The 21,514-nt window shown below is 58.7% G+C and carries 15 protein-coding genes, 1 tRNA gene and 1 pseudogene; 6 read left to right on the forward strand and 11 right to left on the reverse strand.

The genetic code is table 11. The features are described from left to right. Positions 1–19: 19 nt before the first annotated feature. The 4 genes from pqqF to AB4P91_RS08265 all read right to left on the reverse strand — a co-directional run bounded on the left by pqqF (position 20) and on the right by AB4P91_RS08265 (position 5,637). On the reverse strand, positions 20–2,425 hold the full coding sequence (pqqF, locus tag AB4P91_RS08250; protein WP_395604622.1) for a pyrroloquinoline quinone biosynthesis protein PqqF: 2,406 nt from the start codon (positions 2,423–2,425) through the stop codon (positions 20–22). A 38-nt stretch (positions 2,426–2,463) separates the two neighbouring features. Next, complete coding sequence (locus AB4P91_RS08255) at positions 2,464–3,258, reverse strand: carbon-nitrogen hydrolase family protein (protein ID WP_395604623.1); 795 nt, start codon at positions 3,256–3,258, stop codon at positions 2,464–2,466. A gap of 12 nt (positions 3,259–3,270) precedes the next feature. Beyond that, positions 3,271–4,953: an NAD(P)/FAD-dependent oxidoreductase gene (locus AB4P91_RS08260; protein WP_150593707.1), complete on the reverse strand. Its 1,683-nt coding sequence runs from the start codon at positions 4,951–4,953 to the stop codon at positions 3,271–3,273. A 222-nt stretch (positions 4,954–5,175) separates the two neighbouring features. After that, positions 5,176–5,637 (reverse strand): Lrp/AsnC family transcriptional regulator, encoded by a 462-nt coding sequence (locus tag AB4P91_RS08265; RefSeq protein WP_007910086.1) that lies wholly within the window; start codon positions 5,635–5,637, stop codon positions 5,176–5,178. 304 nt (positions 5,638–5,941) lie between these two features. Here AB4P91_RS08265 and AB4P91_RS08270 point away from each other — a divergent pair, with 304 nt between their 5' ends. The 3 genes and pseudogenes from AB4P91_RS08270 to AB4P91_RS08280 form a co-directional block, all read left to right on the forward strand. After that, entirely contained in the window at positions 5,942–7,789 is a 1,848-nt protein-coding gene (locus tag AB4P91_RS08270; RefSeq protein ID WP_395604624.1) for a PAAR domain-containing protein, read from the forward strand. Between the two features lie 11 nt (positions 7,790–7,800). Next, on the forward strand, positions 7,801–8,442 hold the full coding sequence (locus AB4P91_RS08275) for a DUF2931 family protein (RefSeq protein ID WP_150593709.1): 642 nt from the start codon (positions 7,801–7,803) through the stop codon (positions 8,440–8,442). Positions 8,443–8,608: 166 nt separating this feature from the next. Further along, positions 8,609–8,761, forward strand: a pseudogene (locus AB4P91_RS08280) (integrase); the annotation flags it as partial. A gap of 120 nt (positions 8,762–8,881) precedes the next feature. Here the strand turns inward: AB4P91_RS08280 and AB4P91_RS08285 are convergent. From AB4P91_RS08285 to rpsU, 5 genes are all read right to left on the reverse strand, one after another. Continuing rightward, positions 8,882–8,958, reverse strand: a tRNA-Ile gene (locus tag AB4P91_RS08285). A 15-nt stretch (positions 8,959–8,973) separates the two neighbouring features. Beyond that, on the reverse strand, positions 8,974–12,720 hold the full coding sequence (locus AB4P91_RS08290) for a bifunctional diguanylate cyclase/phosphodiesterase (protein WP_395604625.1): 3,747 nt from the start codon (positions 12,718–12,720) through the stop codon (positions 8,974–8,976). Between the two features lie 126 nt (positions 12,721–12,846). Continuing rightward, the gene (gene rpoD / locus AB4P91_RS08295; protein WP_395604626.1) at positions 12,847–14,694 is read right to left on the reverse strand and encodes an RNA polymerase sigma factor RpoD; all 1,848 of its coding nucleotides are present in this window, start codon (positions 14,692–14,694) and stop codon (positions 12,847–12,849) included. Positions 14,695–14,761: 67 nt separating this feature from the next. Further along, positions 14,762–16,726: a DNA primase gene (dnaG, locus tag AB4P91_RS08300; RefSeq protein WP_150598011.1), complete on the reverse strand. Its 1,965-nt coding sequence runs from the start codon at positions 16,724–16,726 to the stop codon at positions 14,762–14,764. 483 nt (positions 16,727–17,209) lie between these two features. Then, positions 17,210–17,425 carry a 30S ribosomal protein S21 gene (rpsU, locus tag AB4P91_RS08305; RefSeq protein ID WP_002551877.1) on the reverse strand — a complete coding sequence of 72 codons (216 nt, stop codon included), beginning with the start codon at positions 17,423–17,425 and terminating at the stop codon, positions 17,210–17,212. Between the two features lie 202 nt (positions 17,426–17,627). Here rpsU and tsaD point away from each other — a divergent pair, with 202 nt between their 5' ends. Continuing rightward, positions 17,628–18,653, forward strand: a complete 1,026-nt coding sequence (tsaD, locus tag AB4P91_RS08310) for a tRNA (adenosine(37)-N6)-threonylcarbamoyltransferase complex transferase subunit TsaD (protein ID WP_150593712.1) — start codon at positions 17,628–17,630, stop codon at positions 18,651–18,653. Between the two features lie 23 nt (positions 18,654–18,676). Here tsaD and plsY read toward each other — a convergent pair whose 3' ends face one another. Further along, complete coding sequence (gene plsY, locus AB4P91_RS08315; protein WP_395604627.1) at positions 18,677–19,246, reverse strand: glycerol-3-phosphate 1-O-acyltransferase PlsY; 570 nt, start codon at positions 19,244–19,246, stop codon at positions 18,677–18,679. A 74-nt stretch (positions 19,247–19,320) separates the two neighbouring features. Here plsY and folB point away from each other — a divergent pair, with 74 nt between their 5' ends. Together folB and folK are read left to right on the forward strand one after the other, a co-directional pair. Beyond that, the gene (gene folB / locus AB4P91_RS08320) at positions 19,321–19,677 is read left to right on the forward strand and encodes a dihydroneopterin aldolase (protein WP_042561393.1); all 357 of its coding nucleotides are present in this window, start codon (positions 19,321–19,323) and stop codon (positions 19,675–19,677) included. Beyond that, a complete protein-coding gene (folK, locus tag AB4P91_RS08325; protein WP_150593713.1) occupies positions 19,668–20,186 on the forward strand; it encodes a 2-amino-4-hydroxy-6-hydroxymethyldihydropteridine diphosphokinase in 519 nt (172 codons plus the stop codon). The genes folB and folK overlap by 10 nt, the downstream gene beginning before the upstream one ends. 81 nt (positions 20,187–20,267) lie before the next feature. Here the strand turns inward: folK and AB4P91_RS08330 are convergent, their stop codons facing one another. Continuing rightward, on the reverse strand, positions 20,268–21,497 hold the full coding sequence (locus tag AB4P91_RS08330) for a multifunctional CCA addition/repair protein (protein WP_150593714.1): 1,230 nt from the start codon (positions 21,495–21,497) through the stop codon (positions 20,268–20,270). Positions 21,498–21,514 lie beyond the last annotated feature (17 nt).

Here is a 21,514-nt window from a genome sequence, read left to right on the forward strand (position 1 = left end):
GTTGCAGCCTCGGTAATGATCACTTTGCCGCTTGCCACGGAGCGCCGAGGGGCGAATCGCTGGCGAGGCACAGCCAGCCGCCTTCGGCGCGGTTCAGTCGTTGCGCGGCTGCCAGTAATGCTGGACGTTCCAGCGAATCGATCGCGCTGACCAGTTGCGGCAGATAATCCGACGAGTGGCCGGCAAGTCTGGCCTGCCAAAGCAATTCCGCCACATCTTTGGTCGATAGATTTTCGTCGCTGAATTGATCGGCGAGGTTCTGCCGTTGCTGGACGAGGTCAGTCGCATCGATGAGCGCAGGAAGCGCTTCAATAAACTGCTGAATATGGCGGAGCAGTTGCACTGGTGCGGACGTCGGCGATTGCACGCCGAACAGCAACCCGGTCTGTCCGTGCATCTGCCGCACGGCACTGAACACCGCGTAACCCAACTGCAACTCGACCCGCAGGCGTTGGTAGAACGGCGTCTGGCACAACTGCGCGAGCAGGCGCCAAGCGGCTTCATCAGCGACCTCGCGACTGGCCGTTGGGCAGAACAGCAACAACGCGTGTTCGCTGGACGCGGTGTCGATGTGGCGCCACAGGTGTTGGCCATTGATCGCCGACGGAGCCGGTAGTTGAGTGTCGGGTGTGCCGGGGATACGGCTCAGGGCCAAGCCCATGGCTGATTGGGTTTGCGCACCGAGGCCCAAGGCCAGGCCATCCCAGCGGGAAGTTGTCCACAGGTGCTGGGCATTGTCGGATGTTTCTACAGAGGGCGGACATTGTTCAGGCAATGCCTTGAGCAATTGGCGGATCGGTAGCAACGGCGTTTCCGGCTCTCCTCGCGCGGAATCGGCGTCAACTTGCGCCAGACATTTCAGCGCATGCTCCAGGACAATCGGCATTGGTTCTTGCAGACCCGTCAGTTTCAGCAGCCATTGATTGCCGGTTGCGCTGAATGACACTTCCACCCCGGCCTGACGTGCGTCGTCCTGAGTTTCCCGAAGGCTGCGCTGCAGTTGCGCTTGCAGGCGAGCGGTGGCTGCCGCTTCCATCTGCCAGCGCAGATAAATCGCACCTTCATCTCCGTTGTCTGGCAATGCCTGGCTGAACTGCATCGGCGAGCGCTCGCGACGGCCGCGCGAACGATCCTGCGCGAACGTGCGCAGACCTCGGTGAGCGCTGGTTTGTCCGCGGATCAGTCCGGCGTTGGCGACCGGTTCGTTGGCGCGCAAAAACGGATTGGCAGTCGGCAAACGCCAATGGGCGCTGAAGTTATCCACAGTGCCGATCTCGCCAAGGATATGTTTGAAGGCCGCAACGCCGGTTGCGCTCAGGCCTGTTTCCAATAGTTCGCTGTCGAGCCGCGCCAATTGCAATGCGCCGCTGACTTGCTGCTGACGCGCAAGCATGGCTGCGTATTCTTCACGCAGCGGCGTCCAGTCCTGGTGCGCGAAGAAGCTCAGCCAGTCCCGCACCGGCTCGCCAATGCTGCCAAGCGATTCGGAGGATGTATTGACTGTCAGATGCAGCAAGGCTTGGCCAGCAAACTGATACAGCGGCGCCGCTTTCAAGCTGTCAGCCAAGCCCTGCTGCTGCAAATACGCAAGCAATCCACCGGGCTTGGCGCTGTTCAACGAGTGGCAAAGAAACGCCAACGCTTCAGCGGATGAATCAGGCAAGGCGTCGAATGCAAACAGCAGATTGCACTGGCGTCCGGCGACCTGTTGATAACTTTTCACCTTTAACGGCGGCGGCGCGGCTTGCGCAACGTTATCCCCGGCCGGCAACGCCGCCGCGAACGTTTCCGCCAACTCGCGTAGCTGTTCGAGGCTTTGCGGCCCAACCAGACTCAAGGTCATTTGCCCGGTGCGATAAAACTGTTGATGAAAGTCTGTCAGAGCCTTTTGAAACTTCGGCTGCTCGACCTGGAGAGTGTCTCGATTGCCAGCATGAAAGCCGCGCAATGGATGATCAGCCGGTAAACCTTCGTACAACGCAAACTGCTGCTGCGCCGTCGGATCTTGTGACCAAGCGGCAAATTCCGCCTGCAGCACTTCCCGTTCCCGCAACTGCTCGTCCGGATTCATACACGGCTGAGCGAGCATGTCTGACAGACGCTCAAGCCCCGCAGCGAATGACGATGTCGGCAACTCAAAGAAAAAATCGGTGGTGCGCTCGCGAGTGCTGGCATTCACCTGCCCACCGTGACGCTGCACGTAGGCCATCAGCCCTTCGCTCGCGGGAAAACGCTCAGTGCCGAGAAACAGCAGATGCTCAAGGAAATGCGCCAGTCCCGGCCACGCCAGCGGTACGTCATGACTGCCTGCGGCCACCCGCAGTGCGGCAGCGCTGCGCTTCAGGCCAGGCACATGACGCAGGGTCACGCGCAAGCCGTTGGCCAGGGTTTCAGTGTGGGGGCGGGGGCGAGTCGGCGCAGGCATGGGCACTTCCAGAACAGTGAAGTGCCAATGCTAGCGGATTAGCGCTTGTTGAGCGCGCCGTAAAGTTCAGGCCGACGATCACTGAGATAGTGATTGGCCGCACGGGAGTCGATCATCAACTGCCGATCCAACTCGCCGACGATCAACGCTTCGTCCAGGCCGGCCTGAGCAATACGACTGCCGTCCGGCGCGGCGATGCTGCTTTGTCCGCAATAATGGATGTCGCCCTCATGGCCGCAGTAGTTGGCGTAGGCCACGTAGCATTGGTTTTCGAAGGCGCGGGAGCGGACGGTGACATCGGCAACGAAATCGAACGGGATCATGTTCGCCGTCGGCACCAGAATCAGCTCGGCGCCGGCGAGGGCTAGTCGTCGCGCGTTCTCCGGGAATTCGAGGTCGTAGCAGATCAGGAAACCGAGCTTCCAGCCGTTGAGTTCCACCACAGGAACCTCGTCTCCACCGGCGCTGAACATCGACCGGTCAAGATCCCCGAACAGATGGGTCTTGCGGTAATTGCACCGGCGCTCGCCGTGGGAATCGATCAGCTGCACGGCGTTGTAGATCTGACCGTCAGCAGTGCGCTCGGGATAACCGTAGGCGATCGCCAGGCCAGCGGTTTTGGCGATCCGGCCGATCTGCTGCGCCCATTCACCGTTGTAGACCTCGGCCAATGTGCTGACCGCCTCGGCGCCAATGTTGTAGCCGGTCATGAACATTTCCGGCAGCACCAACAGGTCGGCGCCTTTGGCCTCCATCGCCAGTTGATGCAGGCGGTGGAGGTTGGCGGCGGGGTCCAGTGGCAGCGGTGGACATTGGTAAAGGGCTACACGCATCAGGGATTCCTCTTACTCGGGCAGGGCGATAGGGCCAATGTCTTTGAACACATCACCCGGGCCTGGGTTCTCTTTATGTGTCGCGCCGCCGAAATGTTTGATGATCCCCCACACCGCGTTGAGCGAAGTCTGCACCGCGCCTTCAACCCACGCAGGCGTCCACGACACATCGTCACCGGCGATGAAAATCCCGCGTTGCTCGGCAGGGATGTCGTCCTGCATGAAGTGCGCGTACATGCGCTGGTTATAGCGATAGTGGCCGGGCAGGGCACCCTTGAACGCGCCGAGAAAGTAGGGATCGGCCTCCCACGACACGGTGATCGGATCGCCGATGATGCGCGCGGCAATGTCGACTTTCGGGTAGATCTTCTTCAACGCATTCAGCGCCAGCTCTACACGTTTTTCTACCGGGTGCGGGAGCATTTTCAACGCGTCGCTCATCCACGAGTACGACAGGCAAATCACCCCTGGCTTGTCGTCGCCGTTGTCGAACAGATAGGTGCCACGGGTCAGGCGATCGGTGAGGGTCATGCTCATCAGATCGCGACCGGTTTCAGGGTCCTTGTCTTTCCAGAACGGCCGGTCGACCATCACGAAAGTCTTTGACGACTGCATATAGCGCGTGCGGTCGAGCGCCATCCACATCTTCTGCGAGAACAGCGTTTCGTCGCATTCGATCTGGGTGGTCAGCAGCCAGCTCTGGCAAGTGGTCAGGACGGCAGCGTATTCGCGGGTATCGCCGTTGTTGTCGGTGACAGCGAAACGACCATCGGCTGCATGGGCGATTTTTTTCACGCCGGAACGCGGGGCGCCTCGGTGCAGGGATTTCAGGCTGGTGCCTTCTGGCCAGTGAACGCAACGTTCCGGCACATGACGCCAAATGCCTTGCGGCACTTGTTCCACACCGCCGACCACCAGGTGTTGGTGATCGTCGCAGTTGGTCATCACCACGCGGAAAATTTCCAGCATCGAGTTAGGGAAGTCCGAGTCCCAGCCACCCGTGCCGAAACCGACCTGGCCGAACACTTCGCGATGATGGAACGACAGTTTGGCGAAGGCCTCGGAGGTGGCAACGAAGTCGTAGAACGTGCGGTCGTCCCACAGCGGCACCAGGGTGTTCCACAGTTCCTTGAGGCGCGGCACATCACGGTCGCGGATGGCTTGCTGGATATCGGCGAATTGCGAACCGGCTTCCAGCGCGTCCGCCCAGGCGTCAGCCACTTCCTGAAACAGCGCAGGAAGATCCGCCAGTTTCTGTGCGTAATGGGTTTTGCCTTCCAGGTCGATCACGGTGCTGCCGGACGCCGGTGTCAGCGGGTTCGGGAACGGTTTGGTCTCCAGACCCAGCTTGTCGACGTAGTGGTAGAACGCGGTGGAAGATACCGGGAAACGCATGCCGCCGAGCTCAGCGACAATACCGTCAGTGCCGTTGAATGCCTGCGAGCGCAGGCGCCCACCCAGTTTCGACGCCTCGTAAACCACCGGTTTCAGGCCCAGTTTCATCAACTCGTAAGCGGCCACGAGACCTGCGATGCCGGCGCCGACAATCGCCACTTCAGCGCCATGATTTTGCACTGGGATGCTACCGAGTCCGGCCGGGTGTTCGATCCAGTCGTCGAAGGCGAAAGGAAAGTCCGGGCCGAAAATGGTGATGGGCTTTTTACCGTCTGCAGGATGGCGATTGTTCTTGTTCATGGCTGACCTTGCTGGCGACCCGACGTGGAATGCGCGTCTGAGTATAGGAAAAGATGCCAGCCATTCTAGGGAGCGTGGAACACGTTAATAAGACGCAAAGTGTCGTCGTTTTGCCTGTTTACCGATCAAAATGACGAGCTATAGCTTCACTCTGTTCCCTGTGTGAGCGAGCTTGCTCGCGAAGAGGCCCTATCTGACATCCAGGATATCAATGCCGGAAAATCAAACCGGCTGCCCCCGATCAATCTTGCTACTCAAAATAATTGAAGTCGTAGTCTTCTCAACCCCATCCACACTGCCAATCTGATCCAGCAACTGATCCAGCTGTTCCGGCGAATCCGTGCGCAACCACGCCACATAATCAAATTCGCCACTCACCGCACACAGCTGCTGCACCTGCGCCATGGCACTCAAGCGGCGCAACACCTCTTTGCCGGAGCGCGGCTGAACCTTGATCCCGACATACGCCTGCAAACCGCCATCGACCACACGCTGCCCCAGCCGTACGCCGTAACCAGTGATCACCTTGGCTTTTTCCAGCCGCGCCAATCGTGACGTCACCGTGGTGCGGGCAATCCCCAACTGCCGGGCGAGCATGGCCACGCTTTCGCGGGCATTGATTTGCAGGGCTGCAATCAACTGGCGGTCGATTTCGTCGAGGACGGGCGGGCGGATGTCGGGCAAGGGGGGCTCCATTGGTGCGGGTCGTTAATCAGGGCATGTTACAGGCGATGAAGCTCGCCAAGACTGAAAAACACCAAACCATCACCCAAGAAAAAGCCGCGCATTTGCGCGGCCGTCGGCAGGAGGGGGATAAGTGCTTTTTCGGATGTTTTTTTGTTGGCTGAGGAACTTGGCTGGCCCAAGTGTTCTCACCCACTGGATACGATCTTTGTACCTGGTTGGGACTTTGGGAAATGTCTGATTGTTTTTTACAAAGAGCGTCAGCATGGTGCTGCCTCTATCAACACTGACATGGAGGTCGGCAATGTCCGGCAAACCCGCTGCTCGCAAAACCGATACCGTTAGCTGCCCTCGTTGCGGCGGTACGGCCATCGAGTCCGGTTCACCCAATGTGTTTTTTGATGGTTTACCCGCCGCACGTGTAACGGACTGCACCACCTGCGGCAGTGTCTTGACCATGGCCGCGATGTCCTCGGTGCAGATCAATGGCCAAGCCGCCTTAGTCACTGGTTCGCAAGGTACGCATGGCGACACCATCACCGGCGGTTCATCGAGCATCATCATCGGTAACAGCTCCACGCCTGCACCGGTCGCTCCCGTTAGTCCGATGCCTGCTCATCTGCCCGACCCCTCCAGCTATGTACCCGCCGACTCGGTCCTGGCGCCTTCGCCGGAGCCTGCCGCCCTTGTGGATAACTCCAGTCTGGAGGAAGAGGAAGAAGAGGAGGAGCTTGAGGAAGACAGTTCTGTCGCGATTACTCTGCGCATTGGCGTGTTTTTTGACGGAACATTGAACAACGCAAACAATGGCATATTGGGGGTGCTGTGCGGTGCCAATCACCCCATCAAACCTGAAGACCTAGATGCGGCCTGCAAACCGTACATGAGTGATCCTGACAGCAGTTATGCGAATGATGAGTCGAACGTCAAAAAACTCAGTGATTTGTATTTCTCATCCGATGAGATTCAGGGCGAAGGCGAACAGCGCCATTTTTTCCAGGCACTCTACATAGAGGGTATAGGCACTTCATCCGGCGAAGAAGACAGCATGATGGGAGCTGCCATGGGGCGCGGAGCAACGGGCGTGACAGCTAAAGTTGAAGGGGCCTTTAGAGAAATTGGGCGAATCATCTATGACTTTTCGCAAACCAACCCGGATTCTAGGATTGTGAATCTGACCTTCGACACTTTTGGTTTCAGTCGGGGAGCAGCTGCTGCGCGGCACTTTGCCAATGAAGTCGCGCAGGGACAGAAGGGGCCTCTGGGTGAAACCATCAAGATGTTTCGTCGAGCGTTTCAAGAGGCTTTCGGCGGTGAGTACCAGCGAGATATCCAAGTGGGATTTATCGGATTGTTCGACACGGTGGCGTCGGTTGGTGGCCTAGCTAATCTGGGTTATGTGCGAAGTCAGAAAGCGCCTTGGCTTAATCTCTATCTGCCTCGCAGCTTGTTCCCCAAAGTCGTCCAGTTGGCGGCTCGTGATGAAGTACGCGCCAACTTCCCGCTGACCCGCGTGAAAGCCGATCATCCTGAATTCAACTTGCCCGGTGTGCATTCGGACATTGGCGGCGGTTACTACCCCGAGTCTGAAGAGCTCCTGCTGATCAGTCCCATGCAAGCGCTGGACGTTGCCGTAACGACCGATGTGAAATACACCTCAATCTATCGCGATGCCCAACAAGTGAAGGCGAAGTGGGAGGCCAAAGGTTGGCCGGCAGAGATGCTGGAGATCGTTACACCCTATGTTCGGAGCTTACCTCCGTCTCAGCAGGATCGCTTGAGCCCTACCAAGCGTGTCTACGCGGCGTTGCAGCTTAAGCGACCAGTACGAGGTGAGCTGTCGCGGGTTTACCTGCGGGTCATGTACGAACTGGCCAAGCAACAGGGAGTACGATTCATACCAATCAACGATAAGTCTTCGCGCTATGCCATTCCGGCAGAGCTTCGAGCACTTTGTGATCGCTTTGTATCTGGTGACTACAGCACGACGCCAGCGGAAGAGCAGTTGCTCAAGCTGAAGTATATTCACACCTCAGCCAACTGGAACCCTCCCAGGAAGTTGCAAGGCACCACGCCACGCACGGGATTGGTTTATTTTAACGCCCCTACCACGGACGGGATCCGCGTACAGCATCCCAACGTACCCGACTAGGAGTAACAATCGTGCGAACACTATGGATTTTGTTAGGAGCACTTTTAACGGGCGGTTGCCAAGCTTCGGGACATTCGGATCTGGCCACCGGCCCGTGGGCGCTGGGCTTTATCACTCCCTACGCCATGGACGGCTGGGTTGAGGACAGTGCCACTGTCGATGTCGACGGGAACATGTACCGTAGGATTGGAAGCAGCTCTTCCGGAGGGAGGAAAAACGGCACTCAGGGAGCAAGTGGCTGGCTGGTTACTGGAGGAGGCAAAGAAAGACATGTGGTAGATGCAAAACTTCCGGTACGTATCTATGTTCGCTGGCAATCGCTTGTCGAGCCACAAACCTACCAAGGCTGGATCGAGATACCCGAAAGTGCACGGCAGGTCATGCGCAATGCCCTGACCAAAGAGTGCTCAAGTGTTCCTGATACTACTTTTCTTCCCAAGCGTGCGTCTGTACGGCTGGGGCTAGCTCCCGGCGGTATCGTCCAAGTGTGGGCACTGGACGAGTGTCGGCGAGCAATCAAAGTCGCACGCGCTCAAGTAGAAATAGAGCCAAAGGGGCCTGATTTAGGGCTTTCAGGTGGTACTTACTATCCATTGCAGGATGCGTCAAAACTATATGTCGAAAAGTACGGAATCCCTTACGGCAGTTGGTAAGTCGCTAAGTCGCTGCATATTTAGCCCGCCAATTGGCGGGTTTTTGCTATCCGATGATGGGCTTTAATTTCTCGCTCAACGACCGCGCGCTGGTGGCATTGCGTACGAACTCTCCGGCATTGTCTGGCGGCGGTGTTGGTCCATGCTTGTGCGCAGCTAGCTGGCTATCCTGACGCTTCAAAAAGTGCTCGGGCATGCAACGCTGGCCATGACAAAGACGTCCGCGCACTTCAGTCCTGGCCACATGGCGGAGTTTGTGACTTTGAATCCGCTGGCCGGTATCTTGGCAGCGAAACCTGTGGTCGCAGAAGTGGCGTGAAGGCCCGTCCAAAAACTGAATTGGACGAATCTTGGATGGAACGCATTTTGTGCAATCCAGGCGACCAGTTTTTTCAAATGCCAGAAACGACGAAAGCCGCGCAATGCGCGGCTTTCAAAGTGGTGGGCCCACACGGACTTGAACCGTGGACCAAAGGATTATGAGTCCTCTGCTCTAACCAACTGAGCTATAGGCCCTCAGTAGGCCGCGGATTATAGCGACGGTTTCGCCGCTGTGCTATCCGAAAAATCCGATACGGTAATACGCAGAAATGTCGCGGCGAATTCCTCCGGTGGCAGTGGGAGGCTGACGATGTAGCCCTGGATCTGTTCGCAGCCTTCGGCGGCGAGAAATTGTTGTTGCGCCTGGGTTTCCACGCCTTCGGCGATGACGGTGAATTGCATGCTTCGGCCCAAGGCGATGATGGCGCGGACAATCGCCGCATCGTGCGGGTCGTCGGGCAGTCCGCGAACGAATGACTGGTCGATTTTGAGGATGTCCAGCGGCAGACGCTTGAGGTAGCTAAGCGAAGAATAACCGGTGCCGAAGTCGTCGATCGCCAGCTGTACGCCCAGGTGTTTGAGTTGATGCAGCACTGTCAGTGCTTCTTCAGCCTGACTCATGATGAAGTTTTCGGTAATTTCCAGTTGCAGTAAATCCGGCCTGAGACCGTTGTCCTTGAGCAGTTGCTCGATGCGCCCAAGCAGATTCGGCTGACGCAGCTGCGCCCCGGCGAGGTTGACCGACAGCGGCCCGAGGCTGTCGTAGATCTGGTTCCACTCGAACATCTGCCGGCACGCGGTCTCCAACACCCAATCGCCGATCTGCAGAATCATCCCGTTCTCTTCGGCCAATGGAATGAAGTGCTCCGGCGGCACCTCGCCAAAGGTTGGATGGCGCCAGCGGATCAGCGCTTCGGCGCCGACGAGGCTGTGGTCGTCGAGGCTGATTTTCGGTTGGTAATAGAGATGCAACTCCTCACGCTCAATGGCACGGCGCAGTTCGTGCTCCAGCGCCACGCGCTCAATGGCCTGCGCGGTGAGGTCGCGGGTGTAACTCTCGACGCGGTTGCGGCCCTTGGCCTTGGAGCGGTACATCGCCGCATCGGCGTTTTTCACCAGTGTGGCCACGTCGCCACCATCGCGGGGGTACAGGCTGGTGCCGATGCTGGCGCTGATGAAAAACTCGTGTTCGCCGGCCTGAAACGGCGCGCCGAAACAATTGAGCAGTTTTAGCGCGATATGATCGGCGTCGCTGGCCTGTTGCAGGCCGGGCAACAGGATGATGAATTCGTCGCCGCCCAGGCGTGCGACGGTATCAATGTCGCGCAACTGTTCCTTGAGTCGTACGGCGATGCCCTTGAGCAGCAGGTCGCCGACTGGATGACCGAGGCTGTCATTGATGTGTTTGAAGCGGTCGAGATCGAGGAACAGCACGGCACCCAGACCGCCGTTTTCCTGCTGATTATTGAGTGCCGTGAGCAAACGGCTTTCGAACAACGTGCGGTTCGGCAGGCCGGTGAGTGGGTCGTGGTGAGCCTGATAATCGAGTTTGGCCTGGGCGTGCTTGAGGCTGGAGATGTCGGCAAACACCGCAACAAAATGGGTGATGAGTTTGTCGCGGTTGCGCACTGCGCTGATGGTCAGCCAACTCGGGTACAACTCGCCATTCTTGCGCCGGTTTGAAATCTCGCCCTGCCAGTGACCTTCATCGGTCAACTGGTGCCACATCGCTGCGTAAAACGCGCTGTCGTGCAGGCCCGAGGCGAGAAGGCGCGGTGTATGTCCGAGGGCTTCGCTTTCGCTGTAACCGGTGATTTCGGTGAAGGCCCGGTTGACCGCACTGATGTGCTGTTGAGTGTCAGTGATCAACACGCCTTCGGCAGTGCTTTCGAAAACAGTTGCAGCCTGTTGCAGCTTCTCCTGCATCAGGTGGCGTTCGGTGATGTCGCGGGCGATGGTCAGCATGCAGTCTTCTTCGCCGATCGGTAGCGGTCGGGCAGACACTTCGCACAGGCGAATCTGCCCATCGCTGCGGCGGATATGGCAGGTGAAATCGCGGACGAAGCCGTCGCGGTGCAGCAGATCGAGCATCTGTTTACGTTCGTTGAGGTTGACCCAGATCCCCAGGTCCAACGCCGAACGATCCACTGACATGGCGCTGTTGAACCCGGTGATCCGGCTGAAGCCGTCGTTGACCTCCAGCAGCAATCCGTCGCTTTGACGCGACAGCAGCAAGCCATCCGGTGATGCATGAAATGCCTTGGCAAACTTTTCTTCCGACGTTTGCAGTTGCTGTTGGGTTTCCTTGAGCTGAGTGATGTCGCGCACCACCACAACCAGTGCGGGCGTGGTGTCGAGATCAAAGGGTTCGGCGGAAATCAGCCCGGTAAACACCTGACCATTGTTACGGCGAAAGGGCATTTCCAGGTTTCGAATGCTTCCGGCCTGCAACCGTTGCAACAGCCCCGGTCCGACGCCGGGAATGCCCCAGATGTTGAGGTTGGTGGCGGTCTGACCGATGACTTCTACGGCTTTCAGTCCGATCTGCTCTTCGAAGGCTTCGTTTACTTCCAGCAAGCAACCGTCGGACAACCGCGCGATCAGCAGAATGTCCGGGCACTGCTGGAATACCGATGCGAATTTCTGCTCGGACAGGCGTAGCGCCTCCTCGGTACGTTTGGTCTCGCTGATGTCGATCATCAGCCCGCGCATTACCGGTTCATGGCCGTGTTCGATAAGACTGACGATGTCGCGTACCCACAGACAGCGACCGTCGGCGGTGATCACCCGGTAATCGAGGCTATGATCGCGTCCGGCCAGCACTTCGTGATCGCAGAAGCGCTGGGCGCGGGTCAGGTCGGCCGGGTGGATGATGTTGCGCCAGAACCCCGGAATCAGCCAATGCGACAGCGGATAACCGAGCAAGTCTTCAGCGTGGGGTGACACATAGCTGTAGGTGAAGTCGCTCATTCGCGCTTCCCAGGCGATGGCCGACAAGCTCTCTACCAGGCCGCGATAGTGATACTCACTGCTGCGTAATTCCTGTTCGAGGTCGATGCGGCGGGCGATCTCTGAACTCAGGCGACGATTGATGCGAATAACCACCGCCAGCACGATGATCAGGATCAGCAGGCCAGGCAGGCCGTAAACCAGCAGATCGGACCAGAATGTCCGGTGGTCAAGCACGTTGCCAACCCAGTGCTCTTGAATCGCGCTGATTTCAGCGGGGGACATGTCCGCCAGGACTTTGTCCAGAATGCCCACCAGCATCTTGTTGTCACGGGGTACGCCCATCGCCAGCTGATAGCGATACGGGGTTTCGCCGCTGACGTACAGGCCGTCGAGCTTCAACTGACGCAGGCTCCATACACTGGACGCGAGATCACCCACTACGGCGTCGACTTCATCGGTCGCGAGCGCTTGCAAGGCAGAGCTGACATTGGGCATGGCGACCAGATTCAGGTCGGGATGGTGGGTGCGCAGGAGTTCATGGGGCGCGTAGTTTTCCACCACGGCGATCTTCAGGCCGTACAGATCGTCAAGCTTGCGCGGTTGTGCGCCGCCCACGTGGGCAAGGATGACGATCGGAAAGTCGAGGTAAGGACGAGTGAACGACAGATATTCCTGACGCTCCGGTGTCGACATGATCCCGGGCAGCAGGTCTATCTTGCCCTGCTTGACCTGCTCAAGCACCACCGTCCAGCTCACGGGTTCGACCGGGGTGAGTTTGATCGCCAGACGCTGGCGTATGGCGTCTATGTAGTCAGCTGCCAGGCCCTGATAGCGAGACTGATCGTCGCGAAACTCAAAGGGCGGCCACGACGCGTCGACGCCCAGGCGCAAGTCTGGATGAGCCGTCAGCCAGCTACGTTCTTCATCGGTCAGAGTCAGCGCGTCAGCCGTTGCGGTCCAGATCATCAGTGACAGCAGAATTAGCACGGACGCCAATCTGGGCATAGCGCTCTCGGTATGGCTCGGGGGTGGTTGTTTCGAGTGTAGACGGGGTATGCGGGGGAGGGGTGGTGCGGAGAATTTAATCTGCTACATAAACAAAACCCCCGGCCTGGGCCGGGGGTTCTGGTATCACTCGTCGAGGAAGGAGCGCAAATGCTCGCTTCGCGTCGGGTGGCGCAGCTTGCGCAACGCCTTGGCTTCGATCTGACGGATCCGCTCACGGGTCACGTCAAACTGTTTGCCCACTTCTTCGAGCGTATGGTCGGTGTTCATGTCGATACCGAAACGCATGCGCAGTACTTTGGCTTCACGGGCAGTGAGGCCCGACAGCACTTCGCGAGTCGCTTCTTTCAGGCTCTCAACAGTGGCAACATCGATTGGCGACTGCATGGTCGAGTCTTCGATGAAGTCACCCAGATGGGAGTCTTCGTCATCACCGATCGGGGTTTCCATGGAGATCGGCTCTTTAGCGATCTTCAATACCTTGCGGATCTTGTCCTCAGGCATTTCCATGCGTTCGCCCAGCTCTTCCGGGGTCGGCTCGCGACCCATTTCCTGCAACATCTGCCGGGAAATGCGGTTGAGCTTGTTGATCGTCTCGATCATGTGCACCGGAATACGAATGGTGCGAGCCTGGTCGGCGATCGAGCGAGTGATCGCCTGACGGATCCACCAGGTGGCATAAGTCGAGAACTTGTAACCACGACGGTATTCGAACTTGTCCACCGCTTTCATCAGGCCGATGTTGCCTTCCTGGATCAGATCGAGGAATTGCAGGCCGCGGTTGGTGTACTTCTTGGCGATCGAGATCACCAGACGCAAGTTCGCTTCAACCATCTCTTTCTTCGCGCGGCGGGCCTTGGCCTCACCGATCGACATGCGACGGTTGATGTCCTTGATTTCAGCAATGGTCAAACCGGTTTCAGTTTCCAGCGCAATCAGTTTCTGCTGGCAACGGATGATGTCCGGCTGAACACGGCCGATGGCTTCGGCGTATTTGCTCTTGCCTTTGGCCAGTGCGTCGGACCAGCTTTCGTCGACTTCATTGCTCGGGAACTGACGCAGGAAATCGGCGCGTGGCATACGTGCATCACGTACGCACAGTTGCATGATCGCGCGCTCTTGCTGACGCAGACGATCCAGAGCACCGCGAACACGCTCGACCAGGGCTTCGAATTGCTTCGGCACCAGTTTGATCGGCATGAACAGCTCGGCCAGTAGCAGCAGTTCGGCAATCGCTGCCTTGTTGCTGCGACCGTGCTTCTTCAGCGCCTTGCGGGTGATTTCCATCTGATCGGACACAGCGCCAAAACGCTGGGCCGCGATGACCGGATCGGGACCGCTTTCGGCTTCTTCTTCGTCATCGGAAGCGTCGGCTTCATCGTCGTCGGTGTCGTCGTCAGCCTTGACGGCTTTCGGATCGACCGGCGGCGGCACTTCTGCCGCAGGCGGCGCAATGCCGTCGTCCGGGTCGATATAACCGCTCAGGACGTCAGACAGGCGACCACCTTCGGTGGTGACGCGGGTGTACTCGGAGAGAATGTGGTCAACCGTGCCAGGGAAGTGCGCGATTGCGCCCATCACTTCACGGATGCCCTCTTCGATACGCTTGGCGATTTCGATTTCGCCTTCACGAGTCAGAAGCTCAACGGTACCCATTTCACGCATATACATGCGCACAGGGTCAGTCGTGCGACCGATATCGGTCTCCACCGCTGCCAACGCGGCTGCTGCTTCTTCCGCAGCGGCCTCATCGGTATCGGCGTCGGCCAACATAAGGGCGTCCGCATCCGGAGCACTCTCGTGTACGGGGATCCCCATGTCGTTAATCATGCGGATGATGTCTTCCACCTGCTCAGGATCTGAAATATCCTCGGGCAGGTGGTCGTTGACCTCGGCGTAAGTCAGATATTTCTGCTCACGACCCAGTTTGATCAACTCAATAATACGAGACTGCTGTTGCGCTTTTCCGGACATAACACCCTATCCACTGAAGGTCTTGGCGGGCAAAAAACAAGCCGAGGATTATACCTGAGCTATGACCTCACGCGCCAGTTGAGGTCGGGCTTGATGCGGAAACATTGCGACTTAAAAGGTCGCGCAGTTGATTTTTCTCTTCGATACTCAGTTCGCTTTGACGCGCTTTCCTGAGTAACTGTTCCAGATTTCGCTCGCGTTGGCGGGCTGACAAGCTAGTAATGGTGTCGAAAAACTGTTGTTCAAGGTTATCTCCGTCAATCAGCCATTCCTTTTCTGCCAGTGCCTTGAGCAATCGCCCCTGTTCAGTGCCGTGCCATCGCGCGATCAACTGAAATGAGTTTAGCTTGGGATTCTTCTGTACGGCTTCGAGCAGCGCCACAAGCAGCTGGGCGTTGGTCTGGTTTTCGTCCGCAATGTGCCCGGCATCTTCGACGCGTTTGGCCAATTGCGGGTGATGAAGCAGTGTGCGCAGGGCGGTCAGGGTCGGCGACTCGACGCCGATTGGCGTTCGTGGCCGCTGCTGATCGCGATCGCCACCACGCTTGCCGTTTTTATCCCAGGGTTTTTTGTCCCACTTCTTGCCGCCGGCACCGGGTTTTTTCGGCGTCCACTCCTGCTGCGGCACGTACATGTCCTGCGCCTGCGGCTGATGGTAGTCGCTGTAATCGGGCATTGCGTCGTAATCGAAGCCCGGATCGTAGGCGGGCGGCGCTTCCTGCGGTGCGTTTTGCGCAAGCTGACTGACGGTTTCGCTGCTCAGGCCGGTGATTTCGGTCAGGCGCTGACGCATCAGAATGCGCAGATTGGCACCTGGCACTTTGTCGATCAACGGTGCGGCGAGGGTGGCCATGTGGGCCTTGCCTTCGAGCGAGCGGGGGTCGGACTCTTCGGTCAGTTGCTGGAAGAAATAATCTGCCAGCGGCTGCGCATGCTGATTGATTCGGGCCTTGAAGGCGTCAGTGCCCTCGGTACGAACCAGGGTGTCCGGGTCTTCGCCTTCGGGCAGAAACAGGAATCGCGCGCGACGTCCATCCTGCAGACATGAAAGCGTTGCCTCCAATGCGCGCCACGCGGCGTTGCGGCCGGCCTGGTCGCCGTCGAAACAGAACAAGACGTTGGGCACGACGCGGAACAGGCGTTTCATGTGTTCTTCGCTGGTCGCGGTGCCCAGCGTTGCGACGGCATTGCGCAGGCCTTGTTGGGCGAGGGCGATGACGTCCATATAACCTTCGACGACGATGATTTCATCAAGGTTGCGGTTGTTCTTGCGCGCTTCATAGAGGCCGTAGAGTTCCTGGCCTTTATGGAAAACCGGGGTTTCCGGTGAGTTCAGGTATTTGGGCTTGTCGTCACCCAGTACGCGACCGCCGAAAGCAATGATCCGCCCGCGGCTGTCGCGGATCGGGAACATCACGCGATCGCGGAAGCGGTCATAGCGTTTGCCGGTTTCGGCGTTCTCGATCAGCAGGCCGGCGTCGATCATGGCTTTTTGCTGAAGGGTGTCGCTGCTCAAGTGTTTGAACAGGTTGTCCCAGCCCGGCGGAGCAAAGCCGAGACCGAAGTCTCGGGCAATCTCACCCGTCAGGCCGCGGCCCTTGAGGTAATCCACGGCGGCTTTGCGCGATGGGTGGCTCTTGAGTGCCTGCCGATAAAACTCAGCGGCAGCAGTGAGCAGCGGATACAGCGGCGAATCGGTCGGCTGGCGCGGCTTGTGCGGTCGGCCACTTTCTTCGCGGGGGATTTCCATGCCGGCGGCTTTGGCAAGGTCCTCAACAGCCTGGGGGAAATCCAGGTTGTCGTGATCCATGAGGAAGCCGAGCGCGTTGCCGCCGGCACCGCAACCGAAGCAGTAATAGAACTGCTTGTCGGGGCTGACGCTGAACGACGGGGTTTTTTCTTTATGAAACGGGCAGCAGGCGGTGTAGTTCTTGCCAGCCTTCTTCAATTGCACGCGCGAGCTGACCACATCGACGATGTCGGTGCGGTTCAGCAGGTCGTCAATGAAGCTCTGGGGAATCAGCCCGGCCATGGCGTGCTCGTTGTCTGCGCTGTAATAAGTCCGATGCGAAGGGCGGCCGGACGCGGGTCGTTGTTTGAAGCGCGCAAAATGTGCGGCTCGACCGGTGTCGTCTGCGTTATCGCTGTCGGGAAGTGTATCTGCCGAAAATCCACTGACGTTAGTACCAATCAGCCTTCGACTATTTGAAAGTGTTGCGCTGAATCCGCTGACGGCCGGTTAAAGACCTCGGATAGCTCAATAAAGCGGGCACGCATGCAGGTGCCTTGGGCTGATCGTCGTAAGAGGAATCAGTGGGTGTGCTCGTCAGTAGCCTTGAAAGGCTCGTCAGAAAAGACGTGCACCGCTGGCAAAAGAGCCAGGTCTGACGTTTGAAGCAGATTTGTCTCGGTCGCGTGTGCGGCGTCGACGATGAAGCATCAAGCGATATCCGCAAATGCCAATAGCCCGGCTGAGGGCCGGGCTTGGCAGAAGCTTGCTACGAACGTCTGTGTATTAGTACAGACGAACGGCGCGGCGCTGTTCGCGCTGAACTTTCTTGGCGTGACGCTTAACAGCGGCTGCTGCTTTACGCTTACGCTCAGAAGTTGGCTTCTCGTAAAATTCGCGGCTACGAACTTCAGCCAGTACACCGGCTTTTTCGCAGGAGCGCTTGAAACGACGCAGAGCTACGTCGAAGGGTTCGTTCTCTTTAACTTTGACGGCTGGCATCCAGAGCTACCTTCTTTCATTACCGGGATCAACGTTCTCGTCGCAAAAAATTCGCGGCTGAGGTCGTCGGTTTTTAAGGGTTGCGGATGTTAACCCCTCATCGCTCGGAATGCAAAGCCTCTGATCGAAAACCGCTGGTCGGGGCATCACGTGGGGACTATTATGCGCGCCTTCGAATTCAGCCTAAACAAGGCGCAAACCCATGCTAGTACTGGGATTAGAAACCTCCTGCGACGAAACCGGCGTCGCATTATATGACAGTGAGCGAGGTCTGCTGGCCGATGCACTGTTCAGCCAGATTGACCTGCATCGCGCCTATGGCGGCGTGGTGCCAGAGCTGGCCTCGCGTGACCACGTCAAACGCATGCTGCCCTTGATTCGTCAGGTGTTGGCCGAGGCTGGCTGTGTGCCGACCGAGATCGACGCGATCGCCTACACCGCGGGTCCTGGCCTGGTTGGGGCGCTGCTGGTGGGTGCTTCCTGCGCTCAGGCACTGGCGTTTGCCTGGGGTATTCCGGCACTCGGCGTGCATCACATGGAAGGTCATTTGCTGGCACCGATGCTGGAGCCAGAACCGCCACAATTTCCGTTCGTCGCTTTGTTGGTCTCCGGCGGTCATACGCAGTTGGTTCAGGTCGATGGCATCGGTCAATACGCGCTGCTCGGTGAGACGCTCGACGACGCGGCCGGTGAAGCTTTTGACAAGACGGCGAAGATGATGGGCCTCAATTACCCCGGCGGGCCGGAAATCGCCAAGCTGGCGGAGAAGGGCGTCGCAGGACGTTTCACTTTCCCGCGTCCGATGTGCGATCGCCCGGGGCTGGAATTCAGCTTCAGCGGTCTGAAGACCTCGGCGCTCAATACCTGGCAGCAACGCATCAGCGCCGGGGACGACAACGAGCAAGCCCGTTGCGACATCGCGCTGGCGTTCCAGCAGGCCGTGGTGGAGACTTTGACCATCAAGTGCAAGCGGGCCCTGAAACAGGCGGGCATGAAGCGTCTGGTGATTGCTGGCGGTGTCAGCGCCAATAAGGCGCTCCGCGTGTCGCTGGAGAAAATGCTCGGCGACATGAAGGGCGATGTGTTTTATGCCCGTCCTGAGTTCTGCACCGACAATGGCGCGATGATCGCGTTCGCCGGTTGCCAGCGATTGCAGGCCGGACAGCAGGAAAGTCTGGCGATCAGCGTGCAGGCGCGCTGGCCGATGGAGCAATTATCGGCGCTCTGATGGGCCGCGCTCATGAACGGTATTCAGAAATGCCGTTCGCGCCCGGCAAACAGGTCGCGTAGATTGCCGCGGTGGCGCCAGACGATCAGCAGCGTCAATGCGCTCATCGGCAGCAGTGCCTCCGGTTCTTGCCAGGCCAGTAGCGGCAGGGTCAGCGGTGTGGCGATCAGCGCTGCCAGAGAACTGGTGCGGGTCAGGTAGAACGTCAGCAGCCAGGCACACACCGCCAGCAGCGCAGCAGGCGGATACAGGGCCAGGAGCATGCCGGCAGCGGTGGCGACGCCCTTGCCGCCGCGAAAACGGAAATACAGCGGGAACAGGTGACCGATCACGGCGCACACGCCAATCCAGGCCTGATCCTGCAGCGAAAGGCCGATAGCCGCAGCGAGCAGTACCGGCAGCAGGCCTTTGCACAGATCACCCAGCAGGGTCAGGATCGCGAGTTTGCGACCGGCCACGCGCAGCATGTTGGTGGCGCCGGCATTGCCCGAGCCACTCATTCGCGGGTCCGGATTTCCGGTCAGGCGGCTGAGCAAAATGGCGAAGGACAGAGAGCCGAGCAGGTAGGCGAGAGTCGCCAGTAACCAAAACATGCTTACTATTCCGGGCGAGGACGCCCTGATTCTAACGGCGCATTGCGCCCTTGTCGTGCAGCGGAGAAAAGTGCGTGGACAGAGTGTTTATCGAGGGCCTGGAAGTCGACACCGTGATCGGTGCGTACGACTGGGAGCGCGGCATCCGACAGTGTCTGCGTCTTGATCTGAGCTTCGCCTGGGACAATCGCCCGGCCGCGGCCGGTGATGACCTGACCCTGGCGCTCGACTACGCCAGCGTTTCCACGCGTATCCAGGCGTTTGCCGAACAGGCGCAGTTCCAACTGGTCGAGACCTTTGCCGAGCGTCTGGTCGCGGTACTCATGGACGAATTCAAGATCACCTGGGTCCGCCTGAAACTGACCAAGCCAGGCGCCGTGCCGGCCGCCAAGGGTGGCGTGGGTGTGGAGATCGAGCGCGGATGTCGCTGACTCAGGTCTATCTCGGGCTCGGTAGCAATATCGAGCGCGAAACCCATTTGCGCGCCGGTCTGGATGCGCTGGCCACTTTTTTGGTGGATATCCGCTGTTCAGCGGTATTCGAAAGCCAGCCTGTGGGGATCAAGAGTGGTCCGTTCTTCAACTTCGTGGTGTCGGCGTTTACCGACCTGCCGTTGATGGAGCTCGATCGTCGCTTGAAGTTCATCGAGGCGGATAACGGTCGGTATGCGCCGGACCGCAAGGGGTTGCCGCTGGATATCGACGTGCTGTTGTACGGCGATCTGGTGGGCAATTTCGACGGTTTGGTTCTACCGCGCGCCGAGATACTGAAAAACGCCTTCGTGTTGTGGCCACTGTCGCTGATTGCGCCAGATCGCGTGCATCCGGCTGTGGGAAAAAGCTTCGCGACACTGTGGGCCGAAGCGCAGATTGATCAGGTGTTGGCACCGGTGGCGTTCGAGTGGCGGAGCGAGCAGCTCACGCCATCGAGTTTGGTTTGAACTGCCTGACGCCTTCGCGAGCAAGCTCGCTCCCACAGTAATGCGCGACCCATGTGGGAGCGAGCTTGCTCGCGAAGCTTTTCAGGCTGACGCCGCCTCTTTGTAAGCCTTCAAAGCCTTGAGCCGTTCGCGCTTGAGCGCCTCGCCCAGTTCAGGGCCCTTGAATCCTTTCTCCAGCAGTGGCTGCACCGCTACGCCACGCGCCACACTGGCCGCGCCACGCAAATAATCAGCCTGTGGATAACTCCTTTCCTCCAGCCCCTTGCGGCCTCGAGCATCCATCTCGCACGCAGCGATAAACTCTTCAAACCGTTGCGGCCGGCGATAGACATCAAAACTTTGCAGCAGCTCCAGCAGCGTTGAGGCCTTTAACTCCAAGGCGCGGTGGCCGTGGGTGTGGTACTGGCCGACCAGCAGCGCCAATTCCTGACAGTCCTTCGGCGCCTTGAAGCGTGCGTTGACCACTTTGATCAGCTTCAGCCCCTTGTGTTCGTGGGCGATGTGTCGTGGCCATTCCTCTTCTGGCGTCAGGCCTTTGCCGAGGTCGTGCAGCAGGCAGGCCCAGCGCACGGTGAGTGGCTGTTTGTGCCGCGCCGATTGCTCCAGCACGCTGAGCGTGTGGATGCCGCTGTCGATTTCCGGGTGATGGATTTCTGGCTGCGGCACACCGAACAGCGCATCGACTTCCGGCATCAGCACTTTCAGTGCGCCGCAATCGCGTAGCACCTGAATGAACACCTGCGGTTGGTCTTCCATCAGTGCCCGGGAGATTTCCTTCCAGCTGCGTTCGGCTGTCAGTGCCTCAAGTTCGCCAGACTCACTGAGCTGACGCATCAGCTCCAGCGTCTCGGGCGCAACGGTAAAACCCAAATCGGCGTAGCGAGCGGCGAAGCGGGCAACACGCAGTACTCGCAGCGGATCTTCGGCGAATGCCGGCGAAACGTGACGCAGGACCCGGGCCTCGAGGTCGCGCTGGCCGTGATAAGGATCGGTCAGATTTTGCTGGTCGTCCTCGGCCATGGCGTTGATCGTCAGATCACGGCGGATCAGGTCTTCTTCAAGCGTGACTTCAGGGCTGGCGTGAAACGTGAAGCCGCCATAACCGCGACCGCTTTTGCGCTCGGTACGGGCGAGGGCGTATTCCGCGCCGCTTTTTGGGTGAAGAAACACCGGGAAATCCGCGCCGACCGGGCGATAGCCCTGAGCGAGCATTTCTTCGGTGGTGGCGCCCACCACGACCCAGTCGATGTCGGTGACCGGTTTGCCCAGCAAGCGATCACGTACCGCACCGCCAACCTTGAAAATCTGCATAAAAAACCTCCGTTAGC

The organism is Pseudomonas sp. B21128 (assembly GCF_044218865.1).
GTDB classification, from domain to species: Bacteria; Pseudomonadota; Gammaproteobacteria; order Pseudomonadales; family Pseudomonadaceae; genus Aquipseudomonas; species Aquipseudomonas iridis.

Excerpts from the sequence above, each read along its gene's own strand:
- pqqF (WP_395604622.1), bottom strand. The coding sequence starts at position 2,425 with ATGCCTGCGCCGACTCGCCCCCGCCCCCACACTGAAACCCTGGCCAAC.
- AB4P91_RS08255 (WP_395604623.1), bottom strand. The coding sequence starts at position 3,258 with ATGCGTGTAGCCCTTTACCAATGTCCACCGCTGCCACTGGACCCCGCC.
- AB4P91_RS08330 (WP_150593714.1), bottom strand. The coding sequence starts at position 21,497 with ATGCAGATTTTCAAGGTTGGCGGTGCGGTACGTGATCGCTTGCTGGGC.
- dnaG (WP_150598011.1), bottom strand. The coding sequence starts at position 16,726 with ATGGCCGGGCTGATTCCCCAGAGCTTCATTGACGACCTGCTGAACCGC.
- rpsU (WP_002551877.1), bottom strand. The coding sequence starts at position 17,425 with ATGCCAGCCGTCAAAGTTAAAGAGAACGAACCCTTCGACGTAGCTCTG.
- plsY (WP_395604627.1), bottom strand. The coding sequence starts at position 19,246 with ATGTTTTGGTTACTGGCGACTCTCGCCTACCTGCTCGGCTCTCTGTCC.
- AB4P91_RS08270 (WP_395604624.1), top strand. The coding sequence starts at position 5,942 with ATGTCCGGCAAACCCGCTGCTCGCAAAACCGATACCGTTAGCTGCCCT.
- tsaD (WP_150593712.1), top strand. The coding sequence starts at position 17,628 with ATGCTAGTACTGGGATTAGAAACCTCCTGCGACGAAACCGGCGTCGCA.
- rpoD (WP_395604626.1), bottom strand. The coding sequence starts at position 14,694 with ATGTCCGGAAAAGCGCAACAGCAGTCTCGTATTATTGAGTTGATCAAA.
- AB4P91_RS08290 (WP_395604625.1), bottom strand. The coding sequence starts at position 12,720 with ATGCCCAGATTGGCGTCCGTGCTAATTCTGCTGTCACTGATGATCTGG.
- folK (WP_150593713.1), top strand. The coding sequence starts at position 19,668 with ATGTCGCTGACTCAGGTCTATCTCGGGCTCGGTAGCAATATCGAGCGC.
- AB4P91_RS08260 (WP_150593707.1), bottom strand. The coding sequence starts at position 4,953 with ATGAACAAGAACAATCGCCATCCTGCAGACGGTAAAAAGCCCATCACC.